The sequence below is a fragment of the Vibrio qingdaonensis genome (assembly GCF_026191675.1).
GTDB classification, from domain to species: Bacteria; Pseudomonadota; Gammaproteobacteria; order Enterobacterales; family Vibrionaceae; genus Vibrio; species Vibrio qingdaonensis.
The window spans coordinates 99,375-124,701 of record NZ_JAKRRY010000001.1 but is presented as its reverse complement, the minus strand read 5'-3'; the positions used below and the strand labels follow the sequence as shown (position 1 = coordinate 124,701).

Genomic DNA, 25,327 nt, shown 5'->3' with positions numbered 1-25,327 from the left:
TAGGAGCCTTTATTTTAACCTAAGAAGAGCCATATCCCGACGCCACACATTAATGTGCCAGCGATACGATTCATGGTCTGTACGTTGTTTGCGTTCCCAAGTGTACGTTTTAACCCTTTGCCGCCAGTGGCATAGATCGTCATACAGACGAACTCACTTAGAAGGATGATTCCAAGCATGATAGACACTTGTCCAGCCATAGGTTGGGATTGGTCGATAAACGGTGGTAATAGCGAGATCATGAAAGCCCAGCCTTTCGGGTTAGCAATGGCAGTGACAAAACCCTGCATGACTAAGTCCCAGTCGTTGTGTGCTTTTTCATTGGTTGAATCGGTTGAAATAGCAAGCTTGCCTTTTGAGCGCCACATTTGAATGCCAAGATAAAATAGATAACTCGCACCGACGGTTTTAAATACCACAAATATATCTGGGTACCTTAGCATAACAGCAGCGACACCCAGTATGGCTGCCAGTGCGACCAGCGCGACGCCAACAAGCTCGCCAATCATCATCCATAAAGTTCGTCGGTATCCAATACTCATTCCCATCGTCAGTGCAAGCGTCATACACATCCCGGGCGTTATAGAGACAAAGAAAAAAGTCGGAATAAAAATAGTTAGCGTAGACCAAGTCATAAAGCGATATCGTTAAGAAAATAGGAATGGTTCTTTTTAACAGACCTAACGTTTAAACACTATAGCAATAATGATAAAGCCGATAATTAGTATTATATGCAAGGCTTATTGGGGGATAAATAATCATTGGCTGTGCTTTAAATATGAGTGTAGTTCAATAATAAAAGTGTTGAGTATGAGGATTGTTTGCCGTGCTTGTTTAGAGCTTATATTTACGAATAAATCAACTGAGGGTGCCCAATCCCTATGGGCGGGTGCCTAGCCAAAGGTGTATTATGTTGTCTTTTTTAGGTCTATCGTCATCGGGGTCGATAAGTAACACCTAATGTGATCTATAAATGTTATTACTGCCAGCGATAGACATAGATGACTTGGTTAGCATAGAGGTATTTCTTTTTCGCAAATATTCGTTCGATGAAGCTTCTTCGTCGTCTTTCCACAGTTGTTTACCTTGTTTGATGAATTTATCTACCTAATTTAGCGACCTTGTTGAATGGAGCGTGATACAGGCGTCAATTTTTCATATGAAGGTTGCTTAGAAACCGCCATAGGTTCAGATGAGAAAGGTAACGATAAGTGGATTTCTAGTTAATTCCTTTGGAAGTCGATATGTCTATAGGTAAATCCTCCTTCAAGGTGCAACATTTTGGCGTTCCATAACACTTTGACATACATAGCGTTAACAAGCATTGTGGTGTAGCTATTCAATAATGATAAAGGAACATTAGAAATGGAATTCAAAAAAACCATTCGACGAATGAGTGCGCTAGTGGTTGCGGGGTGCGTATCGCTAGGTATCGCATCAGTGCAGGCCGACGACAAAGTGTACCGCTTAAAACTCGCTGAAACTTGGGGACCTAATACTCCTATCCTTGGCGACGCGAGTAAAAACATGGCGAAGCTTGCCAAAGAAATGTCAAATGGTCGCCTGATCATTCGTATTGACTCTGCGAACAAACATAAAGCGCCTCTTGGTGTCTTTGATATGGTCAAATCAGGTCAGTATGATTTAGGGCATTCCAGCTCTTATTATTGGAAAGGTAAGGTTCCCAATACACTGTACTTTTCGTCGATGCCGTTTGGTATGACAACCATGGAGCAATATTCGTGGTTCTATCATGGTGGTGGTATCGAGTTAATGCAGCAGGTGTATGCTCCTCACAATCTATTGTCTTTCCCTGGTGGTAACTCAGACATTCAAATGGGAGGCTGGTTTAAAAAGGAAATAAATTCTATTGAAGATCTGCAAGGTCTGAAAATGCGTATTCCCGGTTTTGCTGGCGAAGTGTTAGCCAAGGTTGGCGCAAAGCCTACCAATATCGCTCCCGGTGAATTATATACTTCTCTCGAGCGTGGCACTATTGATGCTCTTGAATGGGTGGGGCCTGCATTCGATCTAAGAATGGGTTTCCAAAAAATAGCCCCTTACTATTACACCGCATGGCATGAACCTGGGTCAGAAACACAGTTTTTAGTGAATAAAAAGGTGTGGGCTGAACTACCAGAAGATTTAAGAATAATCTTAGAAACGTCATTCCGTGTCGCGGCGTTTGATATGTACACTCAAGCGTTACACGAAAACGCACAAAGTTGGTCGAAGATGAGTACGGAGTATCCCAATATTAAAGTACGCAGCTTTCCACCTGAAGTCATTAATGAGCTTAAACAGGCAAATGGAACGTTGCTTAAAGAACAAGCTGATAATGATGAGCTAGCGAAAGAAATACTGGACTCGCAGGCGAATTATTTAGCCAAAATGCGTGAGTGGACCAATATGTCACTTCAAGCGTATCTAAACGATCAAAATTAGTACGTTTGTGGCGTGAAGTGCTGATTCCGTTTTGAGCCAAGCTGTGAATAGTGATGCTTCCATCGTTACGTATAAATGCGAGCAAACCTCAATAACCTAAGAACTCTGTGGCTATTGAGGTTCTTGGTGTGTTCTTGATGGACGTAGGTGGTGGTTGCGGTATCACCTTATCTTCTTTGGCATGATGTACAGCCTCGGCACGCGGAGCGGGTGTGTTTATCTAAGAGACTACGCTGGACTTTACAGTACGCATTTTTCAACGCTCGTCGTGCAGAGAACCAATCGTCAGGTTTGTCTAGTAATAAATAACCATTAAAGCGTTTGACCAGTTGGAGACGGTTTGCGTTTATAAAACGACTATCAAAGCCAATTTCAAAGTAGTCGAGAGCTTGTTCAATGGATGTGAAATTTTCGATTGTCCGCTGAATCTGTGATTTTTGCATGGTGATTGAAATACCCTCTTAACAAGCAAAAAATATAGCGTGTTTAAGTAAGCCGAGTATTGATGCAGGTGCTAATTTTCATAATTACCGTTGTTACTTTTAATTTGTGCTGAGTCAAGCCTAATGACGATACGCTGGGGTGAGTATAGTAAAAGCGCCGATTCGCTAATGTAGCCAACCGGCACGTCGTCTTCTATTGGATTAGAGGGATCTGATTGACAGCATTGGTCACGTTATCGAATTAATTTTGAGCTCGTGAGGTCGTAATCATTAATGGCTTGCTGGAGTTGAGATAACTCTGAACTACACAAATAGGATCTGAGAGCCGTAAATTTTTCTTCCGACCAGCTGTAGATATTTAGCGATAGCAATGTTGCAACGGTATCGCTATCAAAACGATACTTAACGTGTTTTGCAGGTGAGCCAGCAACAACGCTATACGGTTCAACATCTTTGGTGACCACGCTGTTGGCGGCGACTATGGCACCTTCACCAATAGTGACTCCGGGCATGATCATGCAGCGCATTCCCAACCAAACGGCATCGTGTATTGTTGTTGGCCCTTTACTTTGGTATGACTGCTCTATGTCTTCCATAAATGGGTAGAGGCAAAACCAGTCTGATCTGTGGTTATGATTCCCGCCCATAAGAATGATTGCTTCTGCTGCAATACAGACATAGTCACCGATGTAAAGCTTGTCTATCGCCCAACGCGGATCCCACTTCTTACTGACTGCATCACCGTGTAAGTATCGAATTACGGATTCTTCGAAGCCGTTATCCCAACAATCGCTGTAGTAGCTGTGTTTTCCTTTAATCTGAATGTTTTCGTTTTGCACGACATCATGCAAAAGCTGGAACTTCGACCAATGTTTATTCGTCATCATCTTTCCTATTTTTCTATCTAACTGCGTTAAACAACGAGTGAGTTGCCACGCCCCATTTGATGAGAAAGGACGTCAATGAATACGAGGTTGATTCAGTAATGGGTTAAACAACATAGTGATGGATACCGTTAGGAAATGCCGCGGACTTCATCTACACGAAGATGAGTTACGTATTTATTTAAATGCTTAACTGGCTTAACGCGATGTGTTCACGGTGACCGCACAAGTGGGAAGTATGCCATATTTTTAACCGATCGCAGTATCGTAAATTAAGCTTTTGAAAATGAAAAGGCATATGATGAAGTGACGCTGTCACTCTAGTGGTAATGCGCACCATGGCATTACAAGTGCGGAGAGGTATTCGCGTTATATTTGGAAGAGGCTGCTCGGGTTCGTCGATTACGCAGCATCGGCTCGTGTATTGCGATAAGTTCGTGTAGTTTCTGCTTATCTACCACTACACTCTGCTTGTTCGGGTCATTTTTAGCTTCGTACATCGCGAAATCGGTGTAGATGAGTAATTGTTTGATGCTTAGGCTACTGGTGTCGGGTAGAAATACACCTACAGATGTGGATAAGGGAAGTGTGGTATTCTTGCCACGCAATAAAAAGTCAAAGGACTCTAAGCTTGGTAAAATATCATCAAGTCGTTTACCAGACAGATTGCTGATGATAACAAACTCATCTCCACCAATTCGATAGATATCGCCCTTAATGATCTGATTAAGATGTTTGGTATAGCAACGTAGCACTTGATCGCCTACGTTATGCCCATAGGTGTCGTTAATGTGTTTAAACTTGTTTAGGTCAATATAAATGAGATAGTTCCCTTTGCCTAAAGCTTGCTTTCGAATGCGATTTAGCGCGTGACGGTTTTTAAGTTTGGTCAAGGCATCTCGATTTGCTCGATGATGGGTAACTAACCAGAAAAAGACACACACCAATACCAACAACACAAGTAATGCGATGATCACATCTAAACGCTGTCTTTCTTGTTCTTTTTCGTGAAGTTCTCGCCAGTTAGCAGGTGGTAGGTAGCGTTTGTTGATGCTGTCGGCATCAATGAAGTCAAGTGTACGATTAAATAAACGTGCGAGTGCTTCCCCTCGTTCAGTTTTAGGGAAGCCAAAGCTAAGCTTAGAGCTATAGAAAGGATAAAAATATCGGTCTTCAATGATATTGGATATGTGCTTATCAAATAACATTTTATTTAGCGTCACTCTATTTGTAATCGCATAATTGATTTCGTTATTCGCTAATCCAGCTAACATGGTAGGCGTATCAGGGTAATAAGTGAGGCGCTTATTTGGAAGTAGGCGCTGAGTGACGATTGCAAATATATCATTGTCGACGACGCCTATCTTTTCAGCAAACAGTTCTGAGATGTGCTTGTGGACCTTTTCTTTGTAGCCAATTCGTTTAGCGATGACGCCATCGATTGAGTCAAATGGTCGGCTAAAGTAAGCGAAAGACTGTCGTTCTCTTGACGAGGCAATAGGGGTCGTTACATCTCGCTCACCGAGCTTGAGTTTTTCTATACTCGCCGACCATGGCTCATCAGGAGTATAATCAAATGTGCAGGTAAGAGTATTAAGCGCGCATATTTCTTTTGCAAAGTCTACGGCGATACCTTTCGGTTGTCCTTCCGGCCCAGAAAATACGTAAGGTTGGCGTGGGTTTAGGTATATAGTAATAGGTCTGCTTAGATCTAGGTTAGCGGCTTTAATTTTTTGTTTAAGCTGGTTAATTGCGATGTCACTGATGTAATCTTCAACATATTGCCTTAATTGCTTTTGTACGTGCTCTTGTAAAATAATGTCGCTAAATAGGCTCAGCAACGAATTATTTTCAACTTTGTTGGTGATAATGGACACTGGCGGAATGCTAACTTGATCATTAATTAGCACGGGTTTAAAGCCCGCATTTAAAAAATTTTCTAATTGTAAGAACGTACCTATGTAGCCATCGATATATCCAGCATTCATTGCGTCAAACGCAACGTCGTTATCGTTGAAGTCTAAGACTCTTTTATCTGGGTAGTATTTTTGAATGATATCGGTGAATGCCGTGCCCATTGTAGTGCCAATGGTGTTAAGCGCATCAAAAGATTTGCCGTCAACGCTGAATACGTAAGTCGGCTCTATATTGGTTGGCGGAGAAAATGAAAACCGATTTACTCTACTTTGGGTATACGTAATGTTAGCGACAAAATCTAGTTCTCCGTTCTCTACAGCAGTAAGCCTTTCACTAAAGATGGGGTAGTCTAGGTATTTGAAGGTGGCGTCGCTATGTTGTTCGATTGTGGAAAAAATAAAGCGAGCTAAAAAATCGTGTTCATGGGCGGCGACCAAATAAACCTTCTTGGCTTCACTTGCCTTGACCAATGGGGTTTGAAGTATTATTCCCAAACTGAACATCAGCATCACAAGTACGGTTAATAAATGGCGACGCACCGTGTTCAATTTCAATACCCCCCTTATATGCCGTTAAATGTGATAGGTAAATGATTTTAACTTTAATAATAGATAATGCAATGTTAACTTGCTGAATTGTAATCTAATTCGATATTTTGCGGAGTATCGTTATTTAATCGGCGTATAAATAAAAATAAATGACAATTTTTGCATGGTAAGCACTGATGATGTCATTGGTTGGGCTATAGCGTTAGGCAAGCTAGTGGCTGATGTGGCCACTTTTTGAGAAAAATTAAGCCATTAACGTTATATATTCAATGGCTTAGACTATATTTGATGGCTCTAACTAGAGCCTTGTCCGTTTATTTATTCTGTATTGCCAGCATTTCCTCAAGGCCACCCGCGTTATGAAGCTGTGTAAATCCTTGTGATTGTAAATAACGATAGGCTTGCCCAGAGCGGTTACCACTACGGCAATATAAAACGATCGATGTTGACTTATCAACGTGACTAAAGTGCTTTTCAATCTCAGATAAAGGGTAGTTGACCGACTTGTCTAAATGGCTGTCGGCGAATTCTTGTGGGGTTCTGACGTCCACAAGCATCGCGCCTTGCTCTACGAGCTGCCAGCCTTGTTGGGCACGTTCAGTTGCCGCGCCATTATAACTGACGCTTGCCAAGCAAAGTGCGGTAAGCAGTATAGATAAGGTACGCTTCATAATCGGTTCCTATTGGTACTTTTCTCAATCATAGTCGATTGACTACTCGCTGTTTGTGAGATCATGATGATTGTTGATGATTTCACAAAACATAATCTAAGCCTTCGGCTGCGTGAGTGTCCGTTCGAGCTGCTTCACCGAGTGACTGTAAGTTAACCATGCGCTAAGCCCAGCTAAAATGTTACCAATAAACGCTCCGTAAAAGAGTCCTTGGATGCCGCCGAGTTGAGCGCCTACCCATAAACAAGGTAAGAAGAAGGCAAAAAGTCGCAGTGTCGAGATAGTGAGTGCGGTTTTTGCTTTACCTAGTGCGTTTGAAATTGACACCATTAGCATACAGACGCCAAGCGGACCTAGACTAAAAGGGACAAGCAGTAAGTGATAATGCAGAACTCGATATACATTATCTTCGCTTGTCATTAACTGAGCTAGAGGTTGCGCAAAAACAAAAGTCACGATAGCAACCAGAAATTGAAAGGCCAAAATATAGATAACGGCGATGTTGACAAGCTTTTTGATGTCTTGCAGGTTCTTACTGCCTAATAATTTACCAACCATTGGCGGCATCGACATGGTTAATGCAAGCACAGTGACAATAGCGAAGAACTCGTAACGCGATCCAACCGCCCATGCCGCAACGGCGGCGGTACCAAAGGTCGCCAATAATTTAGTGGCAAGCATGGATGACAGCGGTGGCAGTAGTTGGCTGACCATCGCTGGTGCCATGATGTCCCAAATAGACTTAAGACTGGTGACAATGTTGAGGTCACTCCAATCAAATGTAGCCCATTGCTTTGTCATGACTTTCGGTGCGACGACAAGAATCCCAATACCAAAAGAGACGATAGTTGCGATTGCGGCACCGTTGATGCCCATGTCAAAGGTAAAAATGAACAGTGGGTCAAGCGCCAAATTGATTAGGCTCGTGATCATCATCATCATGCCGGGTAAGACGGTATTACCGTTTGAGCGACAAACGCTGTAATAGAAATACAGTATTGCACCAACCCACGAGCTCAATAGCCAAAATGGCCAGTAGCTGTCTATTACAGGATACACAGATTCAGGGGCACTCAGCATGGCCAAAATAGGGTAGCGTAAAAGCCAGATTAGGACGCCAATAACACTGACGCCAAGGCTACCAAACAGCAAAATAAGCCCACCAAGCTGTTTAGCATAGCGTGGGTTGTTTGCTCCTAAGGCACGAGAAATAATGGCGGTGGTAGCGATGCCTAAACCGACCTGAATACCAATAATAACCATCTGCATGGGTAAGGTAAAACCTTGTGCAGCAAGCGGTAAAACACCGAGTTGACCGATAAAAGCACTATCCACAAGTTGAAAGCTCATTAAGGATAGCACGCCCAGAACCATTGGGAGCGTCATGTTGAAGAGTTGTCGAGCGAGGTTTTTGGTGTCTGTATTCACGTTATCTTCTTTTATTTATGTGAACAATTAAGCGGGCATTGCTGCCCGATTAGTTGTGGAATCAGGTGTCTTCTGAGTCCTTAAAATCATCGGCATAACCTTTTGGAGGGGGAGTCCATCCGCGTTCTCGTGAATGCTTGTCGTTCCGATCAACCTTCATCGCCTCTTTTATTAGGTCTTCTAGCTCCATGAAAAGCTGACGATAGTTGTTGTCATAGCGTTCGCCTTCGGTGACATTTTTCCAACCCGTATATAAGGTGTCTGACTGCTTGTTTTCTATCGTTTTATAGATGGTTTTTTGTTGCTCGACGAAAAACGGGTGAAAACCAAGGCAGCGCATCGCCTTTGAACCGAGTTCAAGCGCCGAGTGGTAGGTTTCTGATTCTATATAATCCGCACCCGCTTGTCTTAACTGATAAATATGACCTCTATCGTAAGCTCGCACGAGAACCTTGACGTGAGGGTACGTATGTTTCACGTACTTTACAAGCTCAACGCTGGCCTCATAGTTATCAATGGCAATCACAAATAGTTTTGCCTCTTCAAGCTTCGCAGTATGCAACATGTCAGGTTTAGTGGCATCGCCAAAGAATGACTTGGTCTCAATTTGGCGCATTAAATCGACTTGTTCGGCGCGAATATCTAACACAACGGTGTTAACATTATTCGCAACCAGTAATCGATTAATAATTTGCCCAAAGCGGCCAATGCCGGCGATAACGACGCTGCCTTTTTCATCTACTGTATCTTCTTCCCGATCATTGGTGTCCTTTTCAAATTTCGGCAAAATAACTTTGTCGAACAAAATAAACAGGGCAGGAGTGAGAAACATAGAAAGAGCGACGACCAGTGAGAGAATTTGAGAAATATCCGTTGGTAGGACATGATTTTGTACAGAGAAGCTTAATAATACAAATCCAAATTCCCCCGCTTGAGCAAGACTAAGAGTGAATAACCAACGGTCACTGCCTTTAATTTTAAAAATGAGTGCCAAACAGTAAAGAACGATTGCTTTGATGACCATGACACCGACGGTCAGCGCGAGTATCAGTGCGATGTCGTCAAACAAAATACCAAAGTTAATCCCAGCGCCAACGGTGATAAAAAATAGCCCTAATAGAAGCCCCTTGAATGGATCAATATTGGATTCAAGCTCGTGTCTGAACTCACTGTTTGCCAATACTACGCCGGCTAGAAAGGTGCCTAATGCTGGTGATAGACCCACTAAACTCATTAACGCGGCGATGCCAATAACTAGCATTAATGCGGTTGCAGTAAAGATTTCACGAAGCCCAGATGAGGCGACAAAGCGAAACAGTGGTCGGCTGAGGTAATGCCCACCAACGACAACAATGGCGATAGATACAGTAATGACCAACCCATACGCCCACCCGGGCAAACCCGATACGAGACTGAACTCTTCGTGGTGTTGAGCCGCGTCTGCGACCGCACTTTGCGCTTGCGCGACAAGCTCAGGTAAGGCGAGCAGCGGTATAAAGGCCAGCATAGGGATAACCGCGATATCTTGAAATAACAACACCGAAAACGCATTCTTGCCGCCTTCTGTTTTTGTCAGCCCTTTCTCGTTGAACGTTTGAAGTACGATGGCGGTGGATGAGAGGGAAAATATCAATCCGATAGTGAGTGAAATTGACCACGATAAACCGGTGAGCAGCGCAATTGCCATGACGATTGCTGTTGACCCACCAACTTGTAAGCCTCCTAACCCTATTAAACGGTGTCGCATTGCCCAAAGCATTTTGGGTTCAAGCTCTAAACCAACAAGAAACAACATCATGACTACGCCAAATTCAGCAAAGTGCTGAATAGTTGTTGTTTCTTCCCCAACCAAGCCAATAATTGGGCCGATAACTACCCCGGCGATTAGGTATCCTAGCACGGAGCCGAGCCCCAGACGTTTAGCAATTGGAACGGCAATGACGGCGGCAAACAGATAGATAAAGGCTTGTAAAAAATATCCGGTCATAAGGGCTGCTCCGAGTCGTTTAACCAATAATGGTTAAGTTTTTCCAACGGTCTTGCGGCTTGAACATCAAATTCGTCATTCACCAATGCACGTAGTAGCGATTGCCATTGTCGGCGATGCTCACCAATTCGGTCTTCTTCCTTTGCGGTTCTAGAGCCAAATAAAACCAGCGGGGGAAGGTAGATGAGACCCGTTAGATTTGCCATTTGTTCAAGGGGCTGCAATAGTTCGCGAATAGTAAAGTGGTTATAACCGTCCGTTTGATAGGCTTCTGCTTTCCCTCCAGCAGAGATGGCGCATAAAAACGGTTTTCCGACTAGTGCTGTGCCTTCCTGGCCATAAGCAAAGCCATATTCTAATACCAAGTCTTGCCATTCTTTTAAAATAGACGGGGTAGAATACCAATACAGTGGAAATTGAAAAATAATGACATCGTGTTCAAGTAGACGTTGTTGTTCAATGTCTATATTAATATGGTAGGTTGGGTATTCAGCATATAGGTCAATGATCGTTACGCCTTCAATATCACACGCATCTTGATACATTGGTGTATTGACTTCTGAACGTCGCGGTGACGGATGAGCATAGAGGACTAAGACTTTATTTTTATGATTAACCATGAATTATCGACTCATTTAGGGTGAAAGGTTAATTGTTAGTGATTTAATATTTAGTACACAATCTACGATATTTCAATTAGTTAAGCTTCCCGCTTGCTTATGATAGAGTAGCGAGATCAATCGAATAATGATTTAAGGGTGCTTGACGATGACCACGGGTATTCAGCACCAATATATGTTGCGGTTTGCATGGTTAGCTGAGACAGAGAAATAGGTGAGAGAATCCATGGGTAAAATGTATACAGAATTTGCGACTCAGTATGACGAAGCCATTCAGAATAATGCGTATAATGCTTTGTACGAGCGTCCAACCACCTTAACACTGGTTGGGGATGTGAATGGTAAAACAGTGCTAGACCTTGGCTGTGGCCCCGGAATTTATGCAAAGATATTTATTGAGCAAGGTGCAAACGTAACCGCAGTTGATGCCTCCGAAGATATGGTTAGCATTACTAAAAATAAACTGCAGGATACCGTTGATGCATATAGGCAAGATTTGTCTCACGGTTTGCCCAAAGAACGTGATGGAACGTTCGATGTCGTTGTTTGTCCGTTGATGATTCATTATCTAGAAGACCTGACGCTTTTATTTTCTGATATCTCACGCGTCTTGAAAAGCAATGGTATTTTTGTATTTTCAACGCATCACCCGATTATCGATTTTGATCCGTCAGATCTAAATAGTAATTACTTTGCTGTTGAGAATATCACTGAAGACTGGGATACAACGGGAGAACCCGTTGAAGTGAGTTTTTTTCGTCGTTCACTGACTTCTATTTTTTCGACGCTGAGTGAATGTGGTTTTACCATGGAGCGTTTTTCTGAAGGTGTTCCAGATATCAAAATGAAATCTGTTGCTCCAGAGACGTATGAAAGGCTATCACGTCGCCCTAATTTTGTGTTTATTCGCGCGAGAAAAGCACAGTAAGTGACATTGGCGATGAAGAAAGTTAACGAAATAAATCGTGATTTGCTATTGAATTAGTAAAAAACGGTCTTTTTTCGCGCAGTAACCCGTTCAAATTACAAATCAATTTGGCTTTGCTGGCGTGTTTGATTACTATGTACAGCTATCAAAAAACACCGTTATGAACACTACCAGTAGGTAGATGAGGATACGATGCAACATCTAGAAGAGATTATTGCTAACGCAACGGCTGCGATTGAAGCTGCCGAGTCGCTAGTCGCACTAGACGAAGTGCGCGTTCAGTATTTAGGTAAGAAGGGTGAACTCACTCTTCAACTACAAAGCCTAGGTAAACTTCCACCTGAAGAGCGTCGCACTGCTGGTCAAGAGATCAACAAAGCGAAAGGTGCGGTTCAGCAAGCGATCGTCGCGCGTAAAGACGAATTACAACGCGCAGAGCTTGAAGCGAAACTTGCTGAAGAAACTATTGATGTGAGCCTACCAGGTCGTCGCATTGAGAACGGTGGTCTTCACCCAGTGACTCGCACTGTTGAGCGTATCGAACAGTTCTTTGGTGAGCTTGGTTTTAATACTGAGTCTGGCCCTGAGATTGAAGATGCATTCCACAACTTTGATGCACTAAACATCGCAGACGATCACCCAGCTCGTACTGATCACGATACTTTCTTCTTCAACCCTGATCTAATGCTACGTACTCACACTTCTGGTGTTCAAATTCGTACGATGGAAAACGGCAAGCCGCCATTCCGCTTCATTGCTCCGGGTCGTGTTTACCGTAACGACTACGATCAAACTCACACGCCAATGTTCCACCAAGTGGAAGGTATGTTAGTGGACGAGAACGTAAACTTCGCACAACTTAAAGGCATTCTTAACGATTTCCTTTGTAACTTCTTTGAAGAAGAAGTTGAAGTGCGTTTCCGTCCTTCATTCTTCCCGTTCACAGAGCCTTCAGCTGAAGTTGACGTGAAACGTAAAGATGGCAAATGGCTAGAAGTTCTAGGTTGTGGCATGGTTCACCCTAACGTACTTCGCTCTGTTGGCATCGACCCTGAGAAATACTCTGGTTTTGCATTCGGTATGGGTGTAGAGCGTCTAACGATGCTTCGTTACGGCGTAAATGACCTTCGTGCGTTCTTTGAGAACGACCTTCGTTTCCTTAAACAATTCAAGTAATCCGGGGCAGTCAAAACTATGAAATTCAGTGAATCTTGGCTACGCGAGTGGGTTAAACCTGCAATTAACAGCGAAGAGCTAGCTCACCAAATCACTATGGCTGGTTTGGAAGTTGACGATGTAGAACCTGTTGCGGGTGTTTTCACCGGCGTTAAAGTAGGTAAAGTGGTTGAGTGCGGTCAGCACCCAGACGCAGACAAACTACAAGTGACAAAAATTGATATCGGCGAAGCCAATCTTGATGGAAATAAACAGCTTTTAGACATCGTTTGTGGTGCCTCTAACTGTCGTCTTGGCCTAACGGTAGCAGTAGCAACCGTTGGCGCAGTACTTCCTGGTGACTTCAAAATCAAGAAAGCAAAACTGCGTGGCGTTCCATCGCACGGCATGCTTTGTTCTTTCTCTGAGCTAGGTATCGACGTAGAGTCTGACGGCATCCTTGAGCTGCCAGAAGGCACAACGCTAGGGTTGGACGTACGTGAGCTTCTAGAGCTTAACGATGTCACTATCGACGTAGACCTAACAGCAAACCGCGCAGACTGCTTCAGTATCCGTGGTCTTGCTCGTGAAGTTGGCGTACTAAACCGCGCAGACGTGACAGAGCCAACAGTTGAAGCTGTTGCAACAAGCATTGAAGACACAGTATCTGTTGAAATCAAAGCAACAGACGCGTGTCCACGTTACCTTGGCCGTGTGGTTAAGAACGTAAACGTGAAAGCGGAATCTCCAATCTGGATGCAAGAAAAACTGCGTCGTTGTGGCATCCGTTCAATCGACCCAGTGGTAGACATCACAAACTACGTGATGCTAGAGCAAGGCCAACCAATGCACGCATTTGATCTTGCTAAGATCGAAGGCGGCATCGTAGTTCGCCGTGCAGAGCAGGGCGAAAAGCTAACACTTCTAGATGGTAACGAAGCTGAACTAAACAGCAACACACTTGTTATCGCTGACCACAACAAAGCACTAGCCATCGCTGGTATCTTTGGCGGTCAAGATTCAGGTGTTACTACTGAAACGACAGACGTACTTCTTGAAGCTGCATTCTTCGCACCGGATCACATCCGTGGTCGCGCACGTGCTTACGGTCTTCACACAGATTCTTCTCTACGTTTCGAACGTGGTGTTGATTCAACGCTACAGCTAGCGGCAATGGAGCGTGCAACACAGCTGCTAGTTGAAATCTGTGGTGGTGAAGTTGCGCCAGTAAACGGCAGCGAATCTGAAGCTGATCTTCCTAAAGCAAACGTAGTCGCTCTACGTCGCGCTAAGCTAGACAGCCTACTAGGTCACGAAATCCCATCTACAGACGTAGTGGAAATTCTGACTCGTCTAGGTTGTAACGTTTCTGTTGTAGAAGATACGGAAACGACAGAAGCTGGTTGGACGGCAACGTCTCCATCTTGGCGTTTTGATATCGCAATCGAGCAAGACCTAATTGAAGAAGTAGGTCGTATCTACGGTTACGATAACATTCCAAACCAAGCGCCTAAAGCGGCACTTAAAATGAATGACCACAAAGAAGCTAACCAACCGCTTAAGCGCGTTCGTGACCTTCTTGTCGACCGTGGCTACCACGAAGCAATCACATACAGCTTCGTAGAACCTGAACAGCAAAAATTGGTTGTACCTGGTGTTGAGCCGCTAATCCTGCCATTCCCAATCTCTGCGGACATGTCAGCAATGCGTCTTGGCCTAATCCAAGGTCTTCTAAATACCGTTGTTCACAACCAGAAGCGTCAACAGTCTCGCGTTCGTCTATTCGAATCAGGCCTACGTTTCATCCCTGAAGCAACGGCTGAAAACGGCATGCGCCAAGAAATGATGCTTGCGGGCGTTATCTCTGGTACGCGTGGCGAAGAGCACTGGGACATGGCAACGAGCACTGTAGATTTCTTCGATCTTAAAGGTGACTTAGAAGCAATTCTTGAGCTTTCAGCAAACGAAAAAGCATACAGCTTTAAAGCCGCTAAGCACCCAGCACTTCACCCAGGTCAAACTGCAGCGATCGTAGTAGACGCCGGCCTCGAAACTGAGAGAGAAGTGGGTATCATTGGTACTGTTCACCCAGAACTAGAGCGTAAGTTTGGTCTTAACGGCCGTACTATCGTATTCGAAATCGAATGGGCAGCTATCAACACTCGCATGCTTCCAGAAGCCGTAGCTGTATCTAAGTTCCCAGCGAACCGTCGTGATATCGCCGTTGTTGTTGATGAAGCTGTGGCTTCTGGCGACATCGTTGATGCGTGTATCGCAGCTGGTGGCGAATTCCTAACAGACGCTAAACTGTTTGACGTTTATGTAGGTAAAGGCGTAGAAGAAGGCAAGAAGAGCCTGGCTATTGCACTTAGCCTACAGTCTGTAGAGCGCACACTTGAAGATGCGGACATAGCTGGTTCAGTAGATGCGATTGTCGCTTCAATCTCAGATAAATTTGGTGCTTCTTTAAGAGATTAATGAGCACTAACTGAAAATAAATCTGAAAAGACGAACCCTTTTGGGTTCGTCTTTTTTATATCAATACAAAAATCAATTTAAAATTCTAGTTGGGTTTAAGACATTTTGCGTAAAATTTAACAGGGGATTAAACGTGTTTCATATTGTGCATTTAGGCGCAACTGACTGTTTTTACTTGTAATTTATCGTAAAAGTGTGCCCTGTCTTAAGGTTTTTATAATTTGTATTGCCAAGTGTTTATTCTGCCGTACTACTTCTTTTTGGTGGTTTATTTTGCGTTAGTATGGGTTTCGTTTTGTTTTTAGTGATATATCCTGAAATCATGCTAACTCATTGGTTGGTGGCAATAAAGTCCTGACATTTCCATGAAATAAAAAAGTTGGCGAAAATCATAAGGTTGGCTTACACTTTTCAAAGTAAGACCGTTATGTTGTTGATTGGTCGAACTAAATATGTGGTGTTGCTATTGTAGCAGCTAAGTATGAAATAGCTTTGAGGGGAGTTTTATGGCGCTCACAAAAGCCGATTTGGCTGAGAACCTTTTTGAGAAACTCGGGTTTAGTAAACGGGATGCCAAGGAAACGGTAGAAGTATTTTTTGAAGAAGTCAGAAAATCACTCGAAAATGGCGAGCAGGTAAAGCTGTCTGGTTTCGGTAATTTTGACCTTCGAGACAAAAATGAACGTCCGGGTCGTAACCCTAAGACCGGAGAGGATATTCCAATCTCTGCGCGACGTGTTGTGACGTTTCGTCCAGGCCAAAAACTGAAGGCTCGTGTTGAAAACATCAAACTAGATTAGTATTTGATTGTTACAAAAAGACCACGCAATGCGTGGTCTTTTTGTTTTAGGGAAGGTGGTAACTTAATAAGATTAAGCAGCTTGAATATGCGTGGTGATATAGGGTTGCCATGCGTTTTGATAGAGTTCCATTGATTGTCGTCGTAGGCTTGTGATTTGAGCGGTTTCAATATCGTTAAGTGAGCGTCCATGTGACGCAGCATTACGCTCAATACCTTGTATAATTTGATATAAATCGTGTTCGGGGCCGCTTTTTACTTCAGCAATCGCTTTTAGGTGTAGCTGAACTTCAGCGATGATACGAGTTTTTGGAAGCTCGACAAGGATATTCAAATCACGATAGCCAGATGGGTTAGGTGATTTAAATCGGTTCTTAACTCGCACTACTTTCGCTTCTCTGCTTAATGTTTCGAATGCACTAACTAATGACGATACATCATTTGCTATGATTGTTGCCCGAGCGAGATCGGTGATTTGATCAACTTGACCGTTTAATTCCGTGTTTATTTTTTTCAAGGCACGGTCAGAGGATTTCACACCGGCGAAGTGTGACTCTGTTTGAGTTAACAGAGCGGTCGTTTTACACAGAGACTCTAGTTCGTGTTGAGCTTGATGAGATTTACTGTATAAGACGTCAAAGTCGTCGTGTGGTTGCGCAACGCGACTGTCAATGGGGTCAATACCATAAAGACCACTGAGACTATGTTTAAAGTTCGACGGGCTTATCTGGTTCTGTTCTTGGTTCCCTTTCGTTTGGTTAGAATTGGATTGATCAAGCGGTGCCGCAAATGCTGGTGCGCGGCTGAGTACCAGCAGCGTTAGTGCTGCGGCACGGAAAAACATGCTCATGCTCTCTCCTGATTACGTTACAAAAACGGTGTAAAAAAGGGTGCTATAACGTGTGGAGCAGTACTACCTATGATATGGGGTTTTAAATGGCATTACCAAGTCCATATTTTGTAGCGTTGAGTAAACTGTGAAGCCTGTCTCATAGAAATATTACCCTAAGGAGACATGACTTTTTGTCCTCAATCTGTAAACTCTACGTTAATCATTATGCAGATCTAAAATGAATATAAAATGAACGATTATGAACTTTGGCACGATAAATGGGCGGCGAACAAAATTGGTTTTCATCTTGATGATGTTAATCCCTTACTTATCGAGCACTGGAACAAGCTAACGCCAACTCGAGAGCAAAGTGTATTTGTCCCTTTGTGTGGTAAATCAGAGGACCTAGTGTGGCTTGCTGCGCGACATGACAATGTGCAGGGTGTAGAGCTAAGCCAAATTGCGGTTCGTTCATTTTTTGCGGAACACTTTTATACCCCTCTAGTGACTACCTTAAATAGCCAGTTTGAGCTGTATCAGTTTGATGAACTAAGCATTTATACCGGAGATTATTTTTCAGCTCCAGTTGAAAGTGTCGATTTGATTTATGACAGAGCAGCGCTAATAGCCATCCCCCATGATCTACGAGCGATGTATGTGGAAAAGCTCAAGCAGGTGCTTAAGCCAGGAGGAAAAATATTGCTGGTAACCTTGGACTATATCCAAGATCAGCTAGCAGGACCTCCTTATAGTGTTCCAGAAGCTGAAGTTGCCGCGTATTTTGATGAAGGCTATCGAATTACTCGTTTAGCGCGAGACGAAGCAGGCAGTGAACATCGTCGTATTAAGCAAGGGCTGACCCGTTTTGCTGAGGAAGTTTGGCTAATTGAGGCTCTGGTTTAGTAAGCTATTAGCCTAGTTATCTTTAGGTATAATGACCTTCAGTTTAACTACCTTTAGTAAAGATAGTCTGAGCCGAAATCATCGTAATTGACGCATAGCCAGTCAGAACTGTACCAGCTGAAGCAGTCAGCAAATCAGCATTCCAATTTAAACGGCGAGAGGGGATTATTCTTCTTTCGCCGCCATTTTGAAGCCGATAAAACACAACGCCAGCATTGTCATCGGTATCAAGGCGAGAGTGATTTCAGTCAAAGGTAAATCAATGAACATTTTGGTGCAGAGCAGGTGTGCACCAATATTGAGTAGCACTAAGGCAGCAGCAATGGTGCACAAAAGTAGTTCTTTCTTAACGCTATTATTAGTCATGCTATTTTCCATCGCAGGCACTTCCTATTGGTGATTGAGAACGGTGATTAAGATCGGTGATTGAGTTGCGGCTAACACCATTGGATTATACGCTCGCGAGCGGCAGCTATAATAGATACAGATTTCTAGTAAATATGTATAACAGTTAGCGTTTAAGGTAGTATGATCGTTACGTTTATCGAAAAAGAGTGTACCTATTGGCCAAGTACGTTGAGCTGGCAAATCAGATTAAAGAGCAAATTCAGAACAATGTCTGGCAAGTAGGGACTAAATTACCATCGTTACGGAAGCAAACAGAGCTGTCTGGGCTGAGTTTAATGACGGCGATGAACGCTTATCAGTTGTTAGAGAGTCAAGGTTGGGTCGTTTCTCACTCTCGATCCGGCTATGTTGTTGCTCCTCCGGTTCAAGATGTTGCTGCGCTGTTTCCTAAACAGCACTTACATGAAACGGAATCAGTTGATATCAACGATTTCGTCTTCGATATTCTGCAAGCGAGTCGTAAAAACACGGTGACAAATTTTGGTTTTGCTTATCCTGAAGCCAATTTATATCCGCAGAATCAAGTGAATAAATCTTTGGTACGGGCAGCGCGTAAAATAACCACGTCTCATGATCTCGACAATTTCCCACCAGGGAATGAAACCTTACGACATATCATAGCCAAGCGATATGCTGCTCAAGGTGTGAATATTCACCCTGATGAAATTGTTATTACAGCGGGTGCGTTGGAAGCGCTTAATTTAAGCCTGCAGTCGGTGACGAAAGCTGGTGATTGGGTGATTGTAGAGTCGCCCTGTTTTTATGGGGCATTACAATCGCTTGAACGTCTAAATTTACGTGCTCTGTCAGTTAACACGCACCCAACGGAGGGGATCGATCTTAAAGATCTAGAGACAGCTCTTCAAACGCATCAAGTAAAAGCGTGCTGGTTAATGACCAATTTCCAAAATCCCCTCGGTTTTAGCCTTTCAGATGACAAGAAGCGTCGCCTTGTTAAGCTACTTCAGCAATATAACGTCTATTTGATCGAAGATGACGTTTATAATGAATTGTATTATGGTGCGACGAAGCCTTTACCTGCGAAAGCGTTTGATGATAGTGGCATCGTGTTGCATTGTGCTTCTTTTTCAAAATCTTTGGTTGCTGGGTTTCGAATTGGTTGGGTCGCCGCTGGTAGTCGAGCTTTACAGATTCAAAAGATCCAATTGATGAGCACACTGTCAACCAGTGCGCCGGTTCAATTAACGCTCGCCGACTATTTGTCGACTCGGCATTATGAACGTCATTTACGGCTATTAAGAAGAAAGCTAGAACAGCGAAAATTTCAGATTTGGCAATTGTTACGCTCACATCTACCTAAAGACGTGCAAGTAAACTACTCATCGGGGGGGTATTTTATTTGGGTCGCTTTGCCTGCTCATGTCAACGCAACAGAGCTCTATAAAATGGCGATTAGCGATGATATTAGTATCGCTCCAGGGGAAATGTTTGCGACGACACAACAGTTTCAGCATTGTTTTAGAATGAATGCTTCTTTGCAAGCAACAGATTCTGTTGTCAGGGCTATTGAGCGTTTGGGGATGCTGATTAGGCAATTATTGTAACGAGCCTTACTCGGATATCTTCCTGATAATGCTTAATAATTAAAGGCTGTCGAGAAACTCGACAGCCTTTATGCTTAGTAAATGACTTTTACTTGCTTTGCGCTATCGATAGCATCGTCAATGGCAGATTCGATAGACTTGCGACGCGTAAGGCTCACACCTAAGCGGCGACGGCCATCGATATCTGGTTTACCAAACAAGCGAACTTGTGTTTGCGGTGCAGATACGGCTTCACTCACGCCTGTGAAACGAAGGTTCTCTGACGTACCTTGCCCCAAGATAACTGCGGATGCAGACGGTCCGTACTGTGCGATAGCATTAATTGGCATGCCGGTAAATGCACGGACGTGAAGAGCAAACTCAGACATTTCTTGGGAAATTAGCGTAACAAGACCCGTATCATGTGGGCGAGGGGAGACTTCGTTAAAGATGACCTTGTCGCCCTTAACGAACAATTCGACACCAAATAGACCATAACCACCGAGTGCGTTGACTACTTGCTCAGCACTATACTCAGCGGCTTTCTTCGCATTTTCTGACATCACTTGAGGCTGCCAAGATTCTCTATAGTCTCCATCTTCCTGACGGTGTCCGATTGGTGCGCAGAAGTGAACGCCATCGACAGCGCGAACAGTCAGTAGTGTTATTTCGTAATCAAAATCTATAAAGCCTTCAACAATGACACGTCCAGCACCTGTGCGACCGCCTTCTTGAGCATACTTCCACGCGTTATCAATATCTTCTTTAGTTTTGATAACACTTTGTCCTTTACCCGATGAACTCATTACAGGTTTTACGACACATGGTATGCCAACAAATTCAACGGCACTGACGAAATCGTCGTAGTTATCTGCAAAGCGATAAGGCGAAGTGTTTAAACCTAGCTCTTCCGCGGCAAGGCGACGGATCCCCTCACGATTCATTGTCAGCTTAGTCGCGTTAGCGGTTGGAACGACGTTTAGGCCTTGTTTTTCTAACTCAACGAGCTTATCTGTCGCAATCGCTTCAATCTCGGGTACGACGTAGTCTGGTTGTTCTTTCTGAATCAGAGCCTCTAGTGCATCACCGTCAAGCATGTCTAGTACGTAGCTACGGTGAGCAACCTGCATGGCTGGCGCATCTGGGTATCGATCGCAAGCGATGACTTCTAAGCCTAAACGTTGGCATTCGATGGCGACTTCTTTACCAAGTTCACCGGAGCCTAGCAATAACACACGGGTAGCACTTTCACGAGTTGCGGTACCAAACATATAAAATCCTTGCACATTCTTCAGGAAAATTTGGGTGAATCATACTGGATTTCACAAGAAAAGCAAACGTTTGCGCTGGTGTTTTTATTGGTGGAAGTAAGGAGGGTTTATTCGTAGAGAAGAAGGGGTGTCCGCGGCTGAAACCATGGACACCTATAGAGGAGCAAATACTAGGTTACTGAATATTTATTGATAAACACAAACTTAAATCGTCGCGTACTCAATTTGAATATCAGGGTTAATAGCCTCTAATGTGGCTTGAGTATCAGCAAGGTGGCTAATTTTACCGTTGGTGAGCTCTACTAACGCAGCGGTTTTAATGTCATTGATTGATTTACCTGCCAACAACAGTTGTCCAAGTGCAACTTGTAGCGGCGGTAGACTAGGGTTGAAAGCTGCATTTTCAGCATAGGCACCTTGAAAAGTGCTGCCATCGTTCAGCTCAACTGAGACACCGCTAAGGTTACTCGTATAAGGGGCGTGGCTACGATTCAGTGCAACCAGCGCTTTTTCCATTAGGGTGCTGACGTTATCAATAGAATTATTGTGTTTAACTGGTGTCATCAATCCTTCGGTGATCCCGAGATCTTTAGGGCCAAACGATTCAGGTAGGTATTCTTGTAATGTCTTTGCGTTACGTTCAGGCAATTGGATAACAAGATCTTGAGCGGTGGTAAGCTCGTTCATAAACTGACGACAGTGACCGCAAGGGCTGAAGTTAATGGTAATGTCTTTTACGCCTGTTTCGCCTTTCATCCATGCGTGGCTGATTGCAGACTGTTCGGCATGAACAGTCTGACCAAGTTGCGCGCCAAGAAACTCCATATTTGCACCAAAATAGAGTTTGCCTGATAATCCTCTCACGATGGCTCCAACATAAAAGTCGGAAATAGGTGCGTATGAGTACGCAGCTGCGAAAGGCAGCAATGCAACGCGTAATTCGTTATCGGCGAGCCCAGACACAGATAATAACGCCTCGAACTGTGCTGGAGTTAATGTAGCGTCGAAATTTTCGTGAGTGACGATAGGCTTTAGGTATCGACTAATAGCTTCTGGTGCTTCGGCTAACACTGAATCGAAACGATCCGTCATGCTTGTTCCTCTAATTTGGCTAATGTGTTTTTATTCATTCTATGTAACTTAGTGAAAAAATAGAGTGATGAAGATCACTCTATTTGATGTAACGATGGTTAACATTTCACAATTAGAGTGATATCACACCATTATTGGACTGAGGTTTACGATTTGAGCAACGGACATCTCGTCGATGAGCTGGCTTCACATTAATTGCCCTAGCCAAAGCGAAAATGCAAAAAATGAAGGTGCGAGCACTGAGGTTATGACACCGCAAATAACCAAAGCGAGAGAGCTGAATGCAGCATCTTTTGAATCTTTCTCTGCGCAAGTTGCGGTTCCTAATGCGTGAGAGACGGTTCCCATTGTTAACCCTTTGGCAATAGGGTGAGTGACACCGAGTAATTGATAGAGTGGGTAAGCTAAGATGGCACCAAATAGTCCAACGAGTAAGACGAGGATAGCAGCAATAGCCGGTTCTCCACCTAAATGGCTGGACACTTCCATCGCGATTGGGGTGGTGACAGATTTACCCAACAAGCTTGCGACTAATGTCATGTCGGCACCTAGCCACACTGCGATTAGCGAGGCGGTGAACATTGACCCAATACTACCCACGCTGCAGGCTAGAAGAATAATGCGCCAATTGGCTCGAATCTGAGGTATTTGTTCATACAGCGGATAGGCAAGGGCGACAACCGCGGGTTGCAGAAGAAAGCTTATCCATTCGTTGTCTTGATAATAAGTGTCAAATGGTACGTTAAAAGCAAGCAGTACCGGAATCAATATGACGATGCTGATAAGTAGCGGGTTGAACAATGGGTTCTTTACTTTCTGAGCGATAAAGCGAGCGAAAAAGAACACAATAATGGTCGCAAAAATCCACATTATTTATTCCCCTTCTTTAGAAAACGGTCAAGGAAGACAGAGAGCCCAATGAGGACGATCATCGTGCCACCAATTGCGCTGGCTAATATAGGCAATGCGTTGTTAATTAAGGTGTCGAAGTGGTTCATCAATCCGACACTGACGGGCACAAAAAGCAAAATCATATAGCGTATAAATGCATGGGCACCAGGCTGTACGACTTTGACTGGAATAACCCCGGCAGCCATCAGTATAAATAGTAACAACATGCCAAAGACGCTACCTGGGATAGACACATTGAGCAGGGTTTGAATGGTGTTTCCCGCGAACAGTGCAGCAAAAATCACAGTGAATGACAAAATATAATGAAGCGCAGTTTTGATCATGGCACCCTCATTTCGGTTTGGAACTAGTGACAGGTCAGTACTAGTTATCAGTAAAGTTAGTGATTGAATGACGTGCAGTCATAGATAATTCACGTATGGATGAGCTATGAAAGCCTCCATACGTGACGGTTGGGCAAGTTCTACGAGACTAGCTTTTCAACATAGCGGTAGACGGATTTCAATACCGTCATTTTTTGCTCGTCAGATTCGTTGTCTAGTACCAGGTTTTCAAGACCAAGCATGTAGTCTTCAATTCTGTTTTCAAATCGCTCTCTACAATGGTTTGCCCACTTCAATTGTTCATGTTCGTCGAGTGTCCAAGGATAGTGGCGAGCACGATATCTGAAAAGTAACGGCTCAATTCTTGAATCACTAAATGAGATGTCTAGCGCCGCCAGATTATTCGGTTCGGTTTCTAGAATAATATCCATTGCCGCGCGATCGGACGGTGAGAAGAACGCACTATAGAGTTGAGTATCTACATCGTTGTCGTTATCAAACTCACGTTCGATGTTGTATAGCCCGATAAGTTTTTCACGAATTTCAGGGTTCTGCTTAAGACGTGAGAGATTGGTAAGACATTGCTGGCGGTCTATTCCAATGATTTCAGCGTTTTCAGCGGTGAGTGTTTTGGCTGGAGCCAAAATTGGGCATTTATTTAAGTGAATCAGCTTCAGTGGCACGGGTAGCTCATTCGGCGCTAAGTCTTCGCGTTTGGTGTAGAGTCGAGCATGTAATTCTTCAACCGATAAATCCAAAATAGGTTGAGGGTCTTTCGCAAGGTCAGCAACAATGACCGCATTTTGGTTGGTAGGATGCCAAGCAATAGGCACTACCCAACTGGTATATTGACATTCTCTTCCAAGCATACCCGATACATGCATAAGGGGCGTCATGTTTACGATGTCGACGAGCTCATTGAGTTTGCGCTTATTCCGCATGGAGTAAAAGTAATCAAACAGCTTGGGTTGCGCGTTCTTAACTTTTTTTGCCAGTTCTATCGTGGCGATGACGTCAGCCATTGCGTCATGAGCGTTACTATGTTCAATGCCATTTGCTACCGATAAATGCTCCAGTTTGAAACTGGTAAAGCCATCTTCATTTTCAGGCCATTCAATGCCTTCTGGGCGCAACGCGTGGCAGGTTCGCATTAAGTCCAATAAATCCCAACGAGAGTTGCCATTCTTCCAACTCCAAGCGTATGGGTCGATAAAGTTACGATAGCAAGTATAACGCGTTACTTCGTCATCAAATCTTATGCTGTTATAGCCCAAGTTAGTGGTGTTTGGCGTCGCCAATTCATGGTGTATTTTTGCAATAAATTCTGGCTCTGGCAGCCCTTTTTCTATACACAACTGTGGGGTGATGCCCGTAATTAGAGCCGCTTCCGGAGAGGGTAAGTAGTCAGAGGGCGGCTGGCAGTAGATGACGAGGGGTTCGCCAATAATATTGAAATCCATATCTGTTCTAACACCAGCAAATTGACAGGGACGATCGTTTGCTGGGCTGATTCCCCAAGTTTCATAATCAAAAAAGAAATAACTGGGTTCTTGTTGCTGGGACATGGTCTTTCCTTAGTTCCTATCAGAGAGTGGCTGATGGAGGTCATAACTGAAGTTCACGCATCCAATCTGAGTGGTGGTTGGGTATTCTCCAATCTGTTGACGATGAGTGTCAGTGCGATGGAGTCTTACTCACGGTTTGCGCTCTCTAGCAGTTTGGTACAGAGATAATATCTA

The 25,327-nt window shown here is 43.8% G+C and carries 22 protein-coding genes; 7 read left to right on the top strand and 15 right to left on the bottom strand.

Annotation, left to right across the window (positions count from 1 at the left end; translation table 11 throughout):
- Nucleotides 1–14 precede the first annotated feature (14 nt).
- Nucleotides 15–635, bottom strand: coding sequence for a LysE family translocator (locus tag MD535_RS00475; RefSeq protein ID WP_265672924.1), 621 nt, complete (start codon nucleotides 633–635; stop codon nucleotides 15–17).
- A gap of 757 nt (nucleotides 636–1,392) precedes the next feature.
- On the opposite strand from MD535_RS00475, the gene MD535_RS00470 reads away from it, so the two are divergent.
- Nucleotides 1,393–2,445 carry a TRAP transporter substrate-binding protein gene (locus MD535_RS00470; protein ID WP_265673239.1) on the top strand — a complete coding sequence of 351 codons (1,053 nt, stop codon included), beginning with the start codon at nucleotides 1,393–1,395 and terminating at the stop codon, nucleotides 2,443–2,445.
- Between the two features lie 167 nt (nucleotides 2,446–2,612).
- Here MD535_RS00470 and MD535_RS00465 read toward each other — a convergent pair whose 3' ends face one another.
- The 7 genes from MD535_RS00465 to MD535_RS00435 all read right to left on the bottom strand — a co-directional run bounded on the left by MD535_RS00465 (nucleotide 2,613) and on the right by MD535_RS00435 (nucleotide 10,943).
- Nucleotides 2,613–2,888: a nitrogenase-stabilizing/protective protein NifW gene (locus MD535_RS00465; protein ID WP_265672923.1), complete on the bottom strand. Its 276-nt coding sequence runs from the start codon at nucleotides 2,886–2,888 to the stop codon at nucleotides 2,613–2,615.
- A gap of 233 nt (nucleotides 2,889–3,121) precedes the next feature.
- Nucleotides 3,122–3,772: a CatB-related O-acetyltransferase gene (locus MD535_RS00460; protein WP_265673238.1), complete on the bottom strand. Its 651-nt coding sequence runs from the start codon at nucleotides 3,770–3,772 to the stop codon at nucleotides 3,122–3,124.
- Between the two features lie 344 nt (nucleotides 3,773–4,116).
- Entirely contained in the window at nucleotides 4,117–6,243 is a 2,127-nt protein-coding gene (locus tag MD535_RS00455) for a GGDEF domain-containing protein (RefSeq protein ID WP_265672922.1), read from the bottom strand.
- A 308-nt stretch (nucleotides 6,244–6,551) separates the two neighbouring features.
- The gene (locus MD535_RS00450; RefSeq protein ID WP_265672921.1) at nucleotides 6,552–6,908 is read right to left on the bottom strand and encodes a rhodanese-like domain-containing protein; all 357 of its coding nucleotides are present in this window, start codon (nucleotides 6,906–6,908) and stop codon (nucleotides 6,552–6,554) included.
- Nucleotides 6,909–7,004: 96 nt separating this feature from the next.
- The gene (locus MD535_RS00445; protein WP_265673236.1) at nucleotides 7,005–8,294 is read right to left on the bottom strand and encodes an MATE family efflux transporter; all 1,290 of its coding nucleotides are present in this window, start codon (nucleotides 8,292–8,294) and stop codon (nucleotides 7,005–7,007) included.
- 103 nt (nucleotides 8,295–8,397) lie between these two features.
- On the bottom strand, nucleotides 8,398–10,323 hold the full coding sequence (locus MD535_RS00440; RefSeq protein ID WP_265672920.1) for a monovalent cation:proton antiporter-2 (CPA2) family protein: 1,926 nt from the start codon (nucleotides 10,321–10,323) through the stop codon (nucleotides 8,398–8,400).
- Complete coding sequence (locus MD535_RS00435; RefSeq protein ID WP_265672919.1) at nucleotides 10,320–10,943, bottom strand: NAD(P)H-dependent oxidoreductase; 624 nt, start codon at nucleotides 10,941–10,943, stop codon at nucleotides 10,320–10,322. The genes MD535_RS00440 and MD535_RS00435 overlap by 4 nt, the downstream gene beginning before the upstream one ends.
- A 226-nt stretch (nucleotides 10,944–11,169) precedes the next feature.
- Here MD535_RS00435 and MD535_RS00430 point away from each other — a divergent pair, with 226 nt between their 5' ends.
- From MD535_RS00430 to ihfA, 4 genes are all read left to right on the top strand, one after another.
- A complete protein-coding gene (locus MD535_RS00430) occupies nucleotides 11,170–11,871 on the top strand; it encodes a class I SAM-dependent DNA methyltransferase (RefSeq protein WP_265672918.1) in 702 nt (233 codons plus the stop codon).
- A gap of 192 nt (nucleotides 11,872–12,063) precedes the next feature.
- The gene (gene pheS, locus MD535_RS00425) at nucleotides 12,064–13,047 is read left to right on the top strand and encodes a phenylalanine--tRNA ligase subunit alpha (RefSeq protein WP_265672917.1); all 984 of its coding nucleotides are present in this window, start codon (nucleotides 12,064–12,066) and stop codon (nucleotides 13,045–13,047) included.
- An 18-nt stretch (nucleotides 13,048–13,065) separates the two neighbouring features.
- A complete protein-coding gene (pheT, locus tag MD535_RS00420; protein WP_265672916.1) occupies nucleotides 13,066–15,504 on the top strand; it encodes a phenylalanine--tRNA ligase subunit beta in 2,439 nt (812 codons plus the stop codon).
- A gap of 506 nt (nucleotides 15,505–16,010) precedes the next feature.
- Nucleotides 16,011–16,304: an integration host factor subunit alpha gene (ihfA, locus tag MD535_RS00415; RefSeq protein WP_102467832.1), complete on the top strand. Its 294-nt coding sequence runs from the start codon at nucleotides 16,011–16,013 to the stop codon at nucleotides 16,302–16,304.
- Nucleotides 16,305–16,376: 72 nt separating this feature from the next.
- Here the strand turns inward: ihfA and MD535_RS00410 are convergent, their stop codons facing one another.
- A complete protein-coding gene (locus tag MD535_RS00410) occupies nucleotides 16,377–17,153 on the bottom strand; it encodes a RelA/SpoT domain-containing protein (protein WP_265672915.1) in 777 nt (258 codons plus the stop codon).
- Between the two features lie 231 nt (nucleotides 17,154–17,384).
- On the opposite strand from MD535_RS00410, the gene MD535_RS00405 reads away from it, so the two are divergent.
- Nucleotides 17,385–18,038 (top strand): thiopurine S-methyltransferase, encoded by a 654-nt coding sequence (locus MD535_RS00405; protein WP_265672914.1) that lies wholly within the window; start codon nucleotides 17,385–17,387, stop codon nucleotides 18,036–18,038.
- 165 nt (nucleotides 18,039–18,203) lie between these two features.
- Here MD535_RS00405 and MD535_RS00400 read toward each other — a convergent pair whose 3' ends face one another.
- Nucleotides 18,204–18,404: a hypothetical protein gene (locus MD535_RS00400; protein WP_265672913.1), complete on the bottom strand. Its 201-nt coding sequence runs from the start codon at nucleotides 18,402–18,404 to the stop codon at nucleotides 18,204–18,206.
- Nucleotides 18,405–18,592: 188 nt separating this feature from the next.
- Here MD535_RS00400 and MD535_RS00395 point away from each other — a divergent pair, with 188 nt between their 5' ends.
- The gene (locus tag MD535_RS00395) at nucleotides 18,593–20,011 is read left to right on the top strand and encodes an aminotransferase-like domain-containing protein (protein WP_455433328.1); all 1,419 of its coding nucleotides are present in this window, start codon (nucleotides 18,593–18,595) and stop codon (nucleotides 20,009–20,011) included.
- Between the two features lie 74 nt (nucleotides 20,012–20,085).
- Here the strand turns inward: MD535_RS00395 and purT are convergent, their stop codons facing one another.
- The 5 genes from purT to sbcB form a co-directional block, all read right to left on the bottom strand.
- A complete protein-coding gene (purT, locus tag MD535_RS00390; RefSeq protein WP_265672911.1) occupies nucleotides 20,086–21,261 on the bottom strand; it encodes a formate-dependent phosphoribosylglycinamide formyltransferase in 1,176 nt (391 codons plus the stop codon).
- Nucleotides 21,262–21,465: 204 nt separating this feature from the next.
- A complete protein-coding gene (cdd, locus tag MD535_RS00385; protein WP_265672910.1) occupies nucleotides 21,466–22,353 on the bottom strand; it encodes a cytidine deaminase in 888 nt (295 codons plus the stop codon).
- 186 nt (nucleotides 22,354–22,539) lie between these two features.
- The gene (locus tag MD535_RS00380; protein ID WP_265672909.1) at nucleotides 22,540–23,223 is read right to left on the bottom strand and encodes a CidB/LrgB family autolysis modulator; all 684 of its coding nucleotides are present in this window, start codon (nucleotides 23,221–23,223) and stop codon (nucleotides 22,540–22,542) included.
- The gene (locus tag MD535_RS00375; protein ID WP_265672908.1) at nucleotides 23,223–23,588 is read right to left on the bottom strand and encodes a CidA/LrgA family protein; all 366 of its coding nucleotides are present in this window, start codon (nucleotides 23,586–23,588) and stop codon (nucleotides 23,223–23,225) included. Before MD535_RS00375 ends, MD535_RS00380 begins: the two co-directional genes overlap by 1 nt.
- Nucleotides 23,589–23,728: 140 nt before the next feature.
- Nucleotides 23,729–25,153, bottom strand: a complete 1,425-nt coding sequence (gene sbcB, locus MD535_RS00370; RefSeq protein WP_265672907.1) for an exodeoxyribonuclease I — start codon at nucleotides 25,151–25,153, stop codon at nucleotides 23,729–23,731.
- Nucleotides 25,154–25,327: the final 174 nt, after the last annotated feature.

Coding starts and splice junctions, on each gene's coding strand:
- pheT (WP_265672916.1), top strand. CDS start 13,066: ATGAAATTCAGTGAATCTTGGCTACGCGAGTGGGTTAAACCTGCAATT.
- sbcB (WP_265672907.1), bottom strand. CDS start 25,153: ATGTCCCAGCAACAAGAACCCAGTTATTTCTTTTTTGATTATGAAACT.
- MD535_RS00405 (WP_265672914.1), top strand. CDS start 17,385: ATGAACGATTATGAACTTTGGCACGATAAATGGGCGGCGAACAAAATT.
- MD535_RS00380 (WP_265672909.1), bottom strand. CDS start 23,223: ATGTGGATTTTTGCGACCATTATTGTGTTCTTTTTCGCTCGCTTTATC.
- MD535_RS00445 (WP_265673236.1), bottom strand. CDS start 8,294: ATGACGCTCCCAATGGTTCTGGGCGTGCTATCCTTAATGAGCTTTCAA.
- MD535_RS00400 (WP_265672913.1), bottom strand. CDS start 18,404: ATGACTAATAATAGCGTTAAGAAAGAACTACTTTTGTGCACCATTGCT.
- MD535_RS00475 (WP_265672924.1), bottom strand. CDS start 635: ATGACTTGGTCTACGCTAACTATTTTTATTCCGACTTTTTTCTTTGTC.
- ihfA (WP_102467832.1), top strand. CDS start 16,011: ATGGCGCTCACAAAAGCCGATTTGGCTGAGAACCTTTTTGAGAAACTC.
- MD535_RS00435 (WP_265672919.1), bottom strand. CDS start 10,943: ATGGTTAATCATAAAAATAAAGTCTTAGTCCTCTATGCTCATCCGTCA.
- MD535_RS00440 (WP_265672920.1), bottom strand. CDS start 10,323: ATGACCGGATATTTTTTACAAGCCTTTATCTATCTGTTTGCCGCCGTC.
- MD535_RS00470 (WP_265673239.1), top strand. CDS start 1,393: ATGAGTGCGCTAGTGGTTGCGGGGTGCGTATCGCTAGGTATCGCATCA.
- MD535_RS00460 (WP_265673238.1), bottom strand. CDS start 3,772: ATGACGAATAAACATTGGTCGAAGTTCCAGCTTTTGCATGATGTCGTG.
- purT (WP_265672911.1), bottom strand. CDS start 21,261: ATGTTTGGTACCGCAACTCGTGAAAGTGCTACCCGTGTGTTATTGCTA.
- cdd (WP_265672910.1), bottom strand. CDS start 22,353: ATGACGGATCGTTTCGATTCAGTGTTAGCCGAAGCACCAGAAGCTATT.
- MD535_RS00430 (WP_265672918.1), top strand. CDS start 11,170: ATGGGTAAAATGTATACAGAATTTGCGACTCAGTATGACGAAGCCATT.
- MD535_RS00375 (WP_265672908.1), bottom strand. CDS start 23,588: ATGATCAAAACTGCGCTTCATTATATTTTGTCATTCACTGTGATTTTT.
- MD535_RS00450 (WP_265672921.1), bottom strand. CDS start 6,908: ATGAAGCGTACCTTATCTATACTGCTTACCGCACTTTGCTTGGCAAGC.
- MD535_RS00410 (WP_265672915.1), bottom strand. CDS start 17,153: ATGAGCATGTTTTTCCGTGCCGCAGCACTAACGCTGCTGGTACTCAGC.
- MD535_RS00465 (WP_265672923.1), bottom strand. CDS start 2,888: ATGCAAAAATCACAGATTCAGCGGACAATCGAAAATTTCACATCCATT.
- pheS (WP_265672917.1), top strand. CDS start 12,064: ATGCAACATCTAGAAGAGATTATTGCTAACGCAACGGCTGCGATTGAA.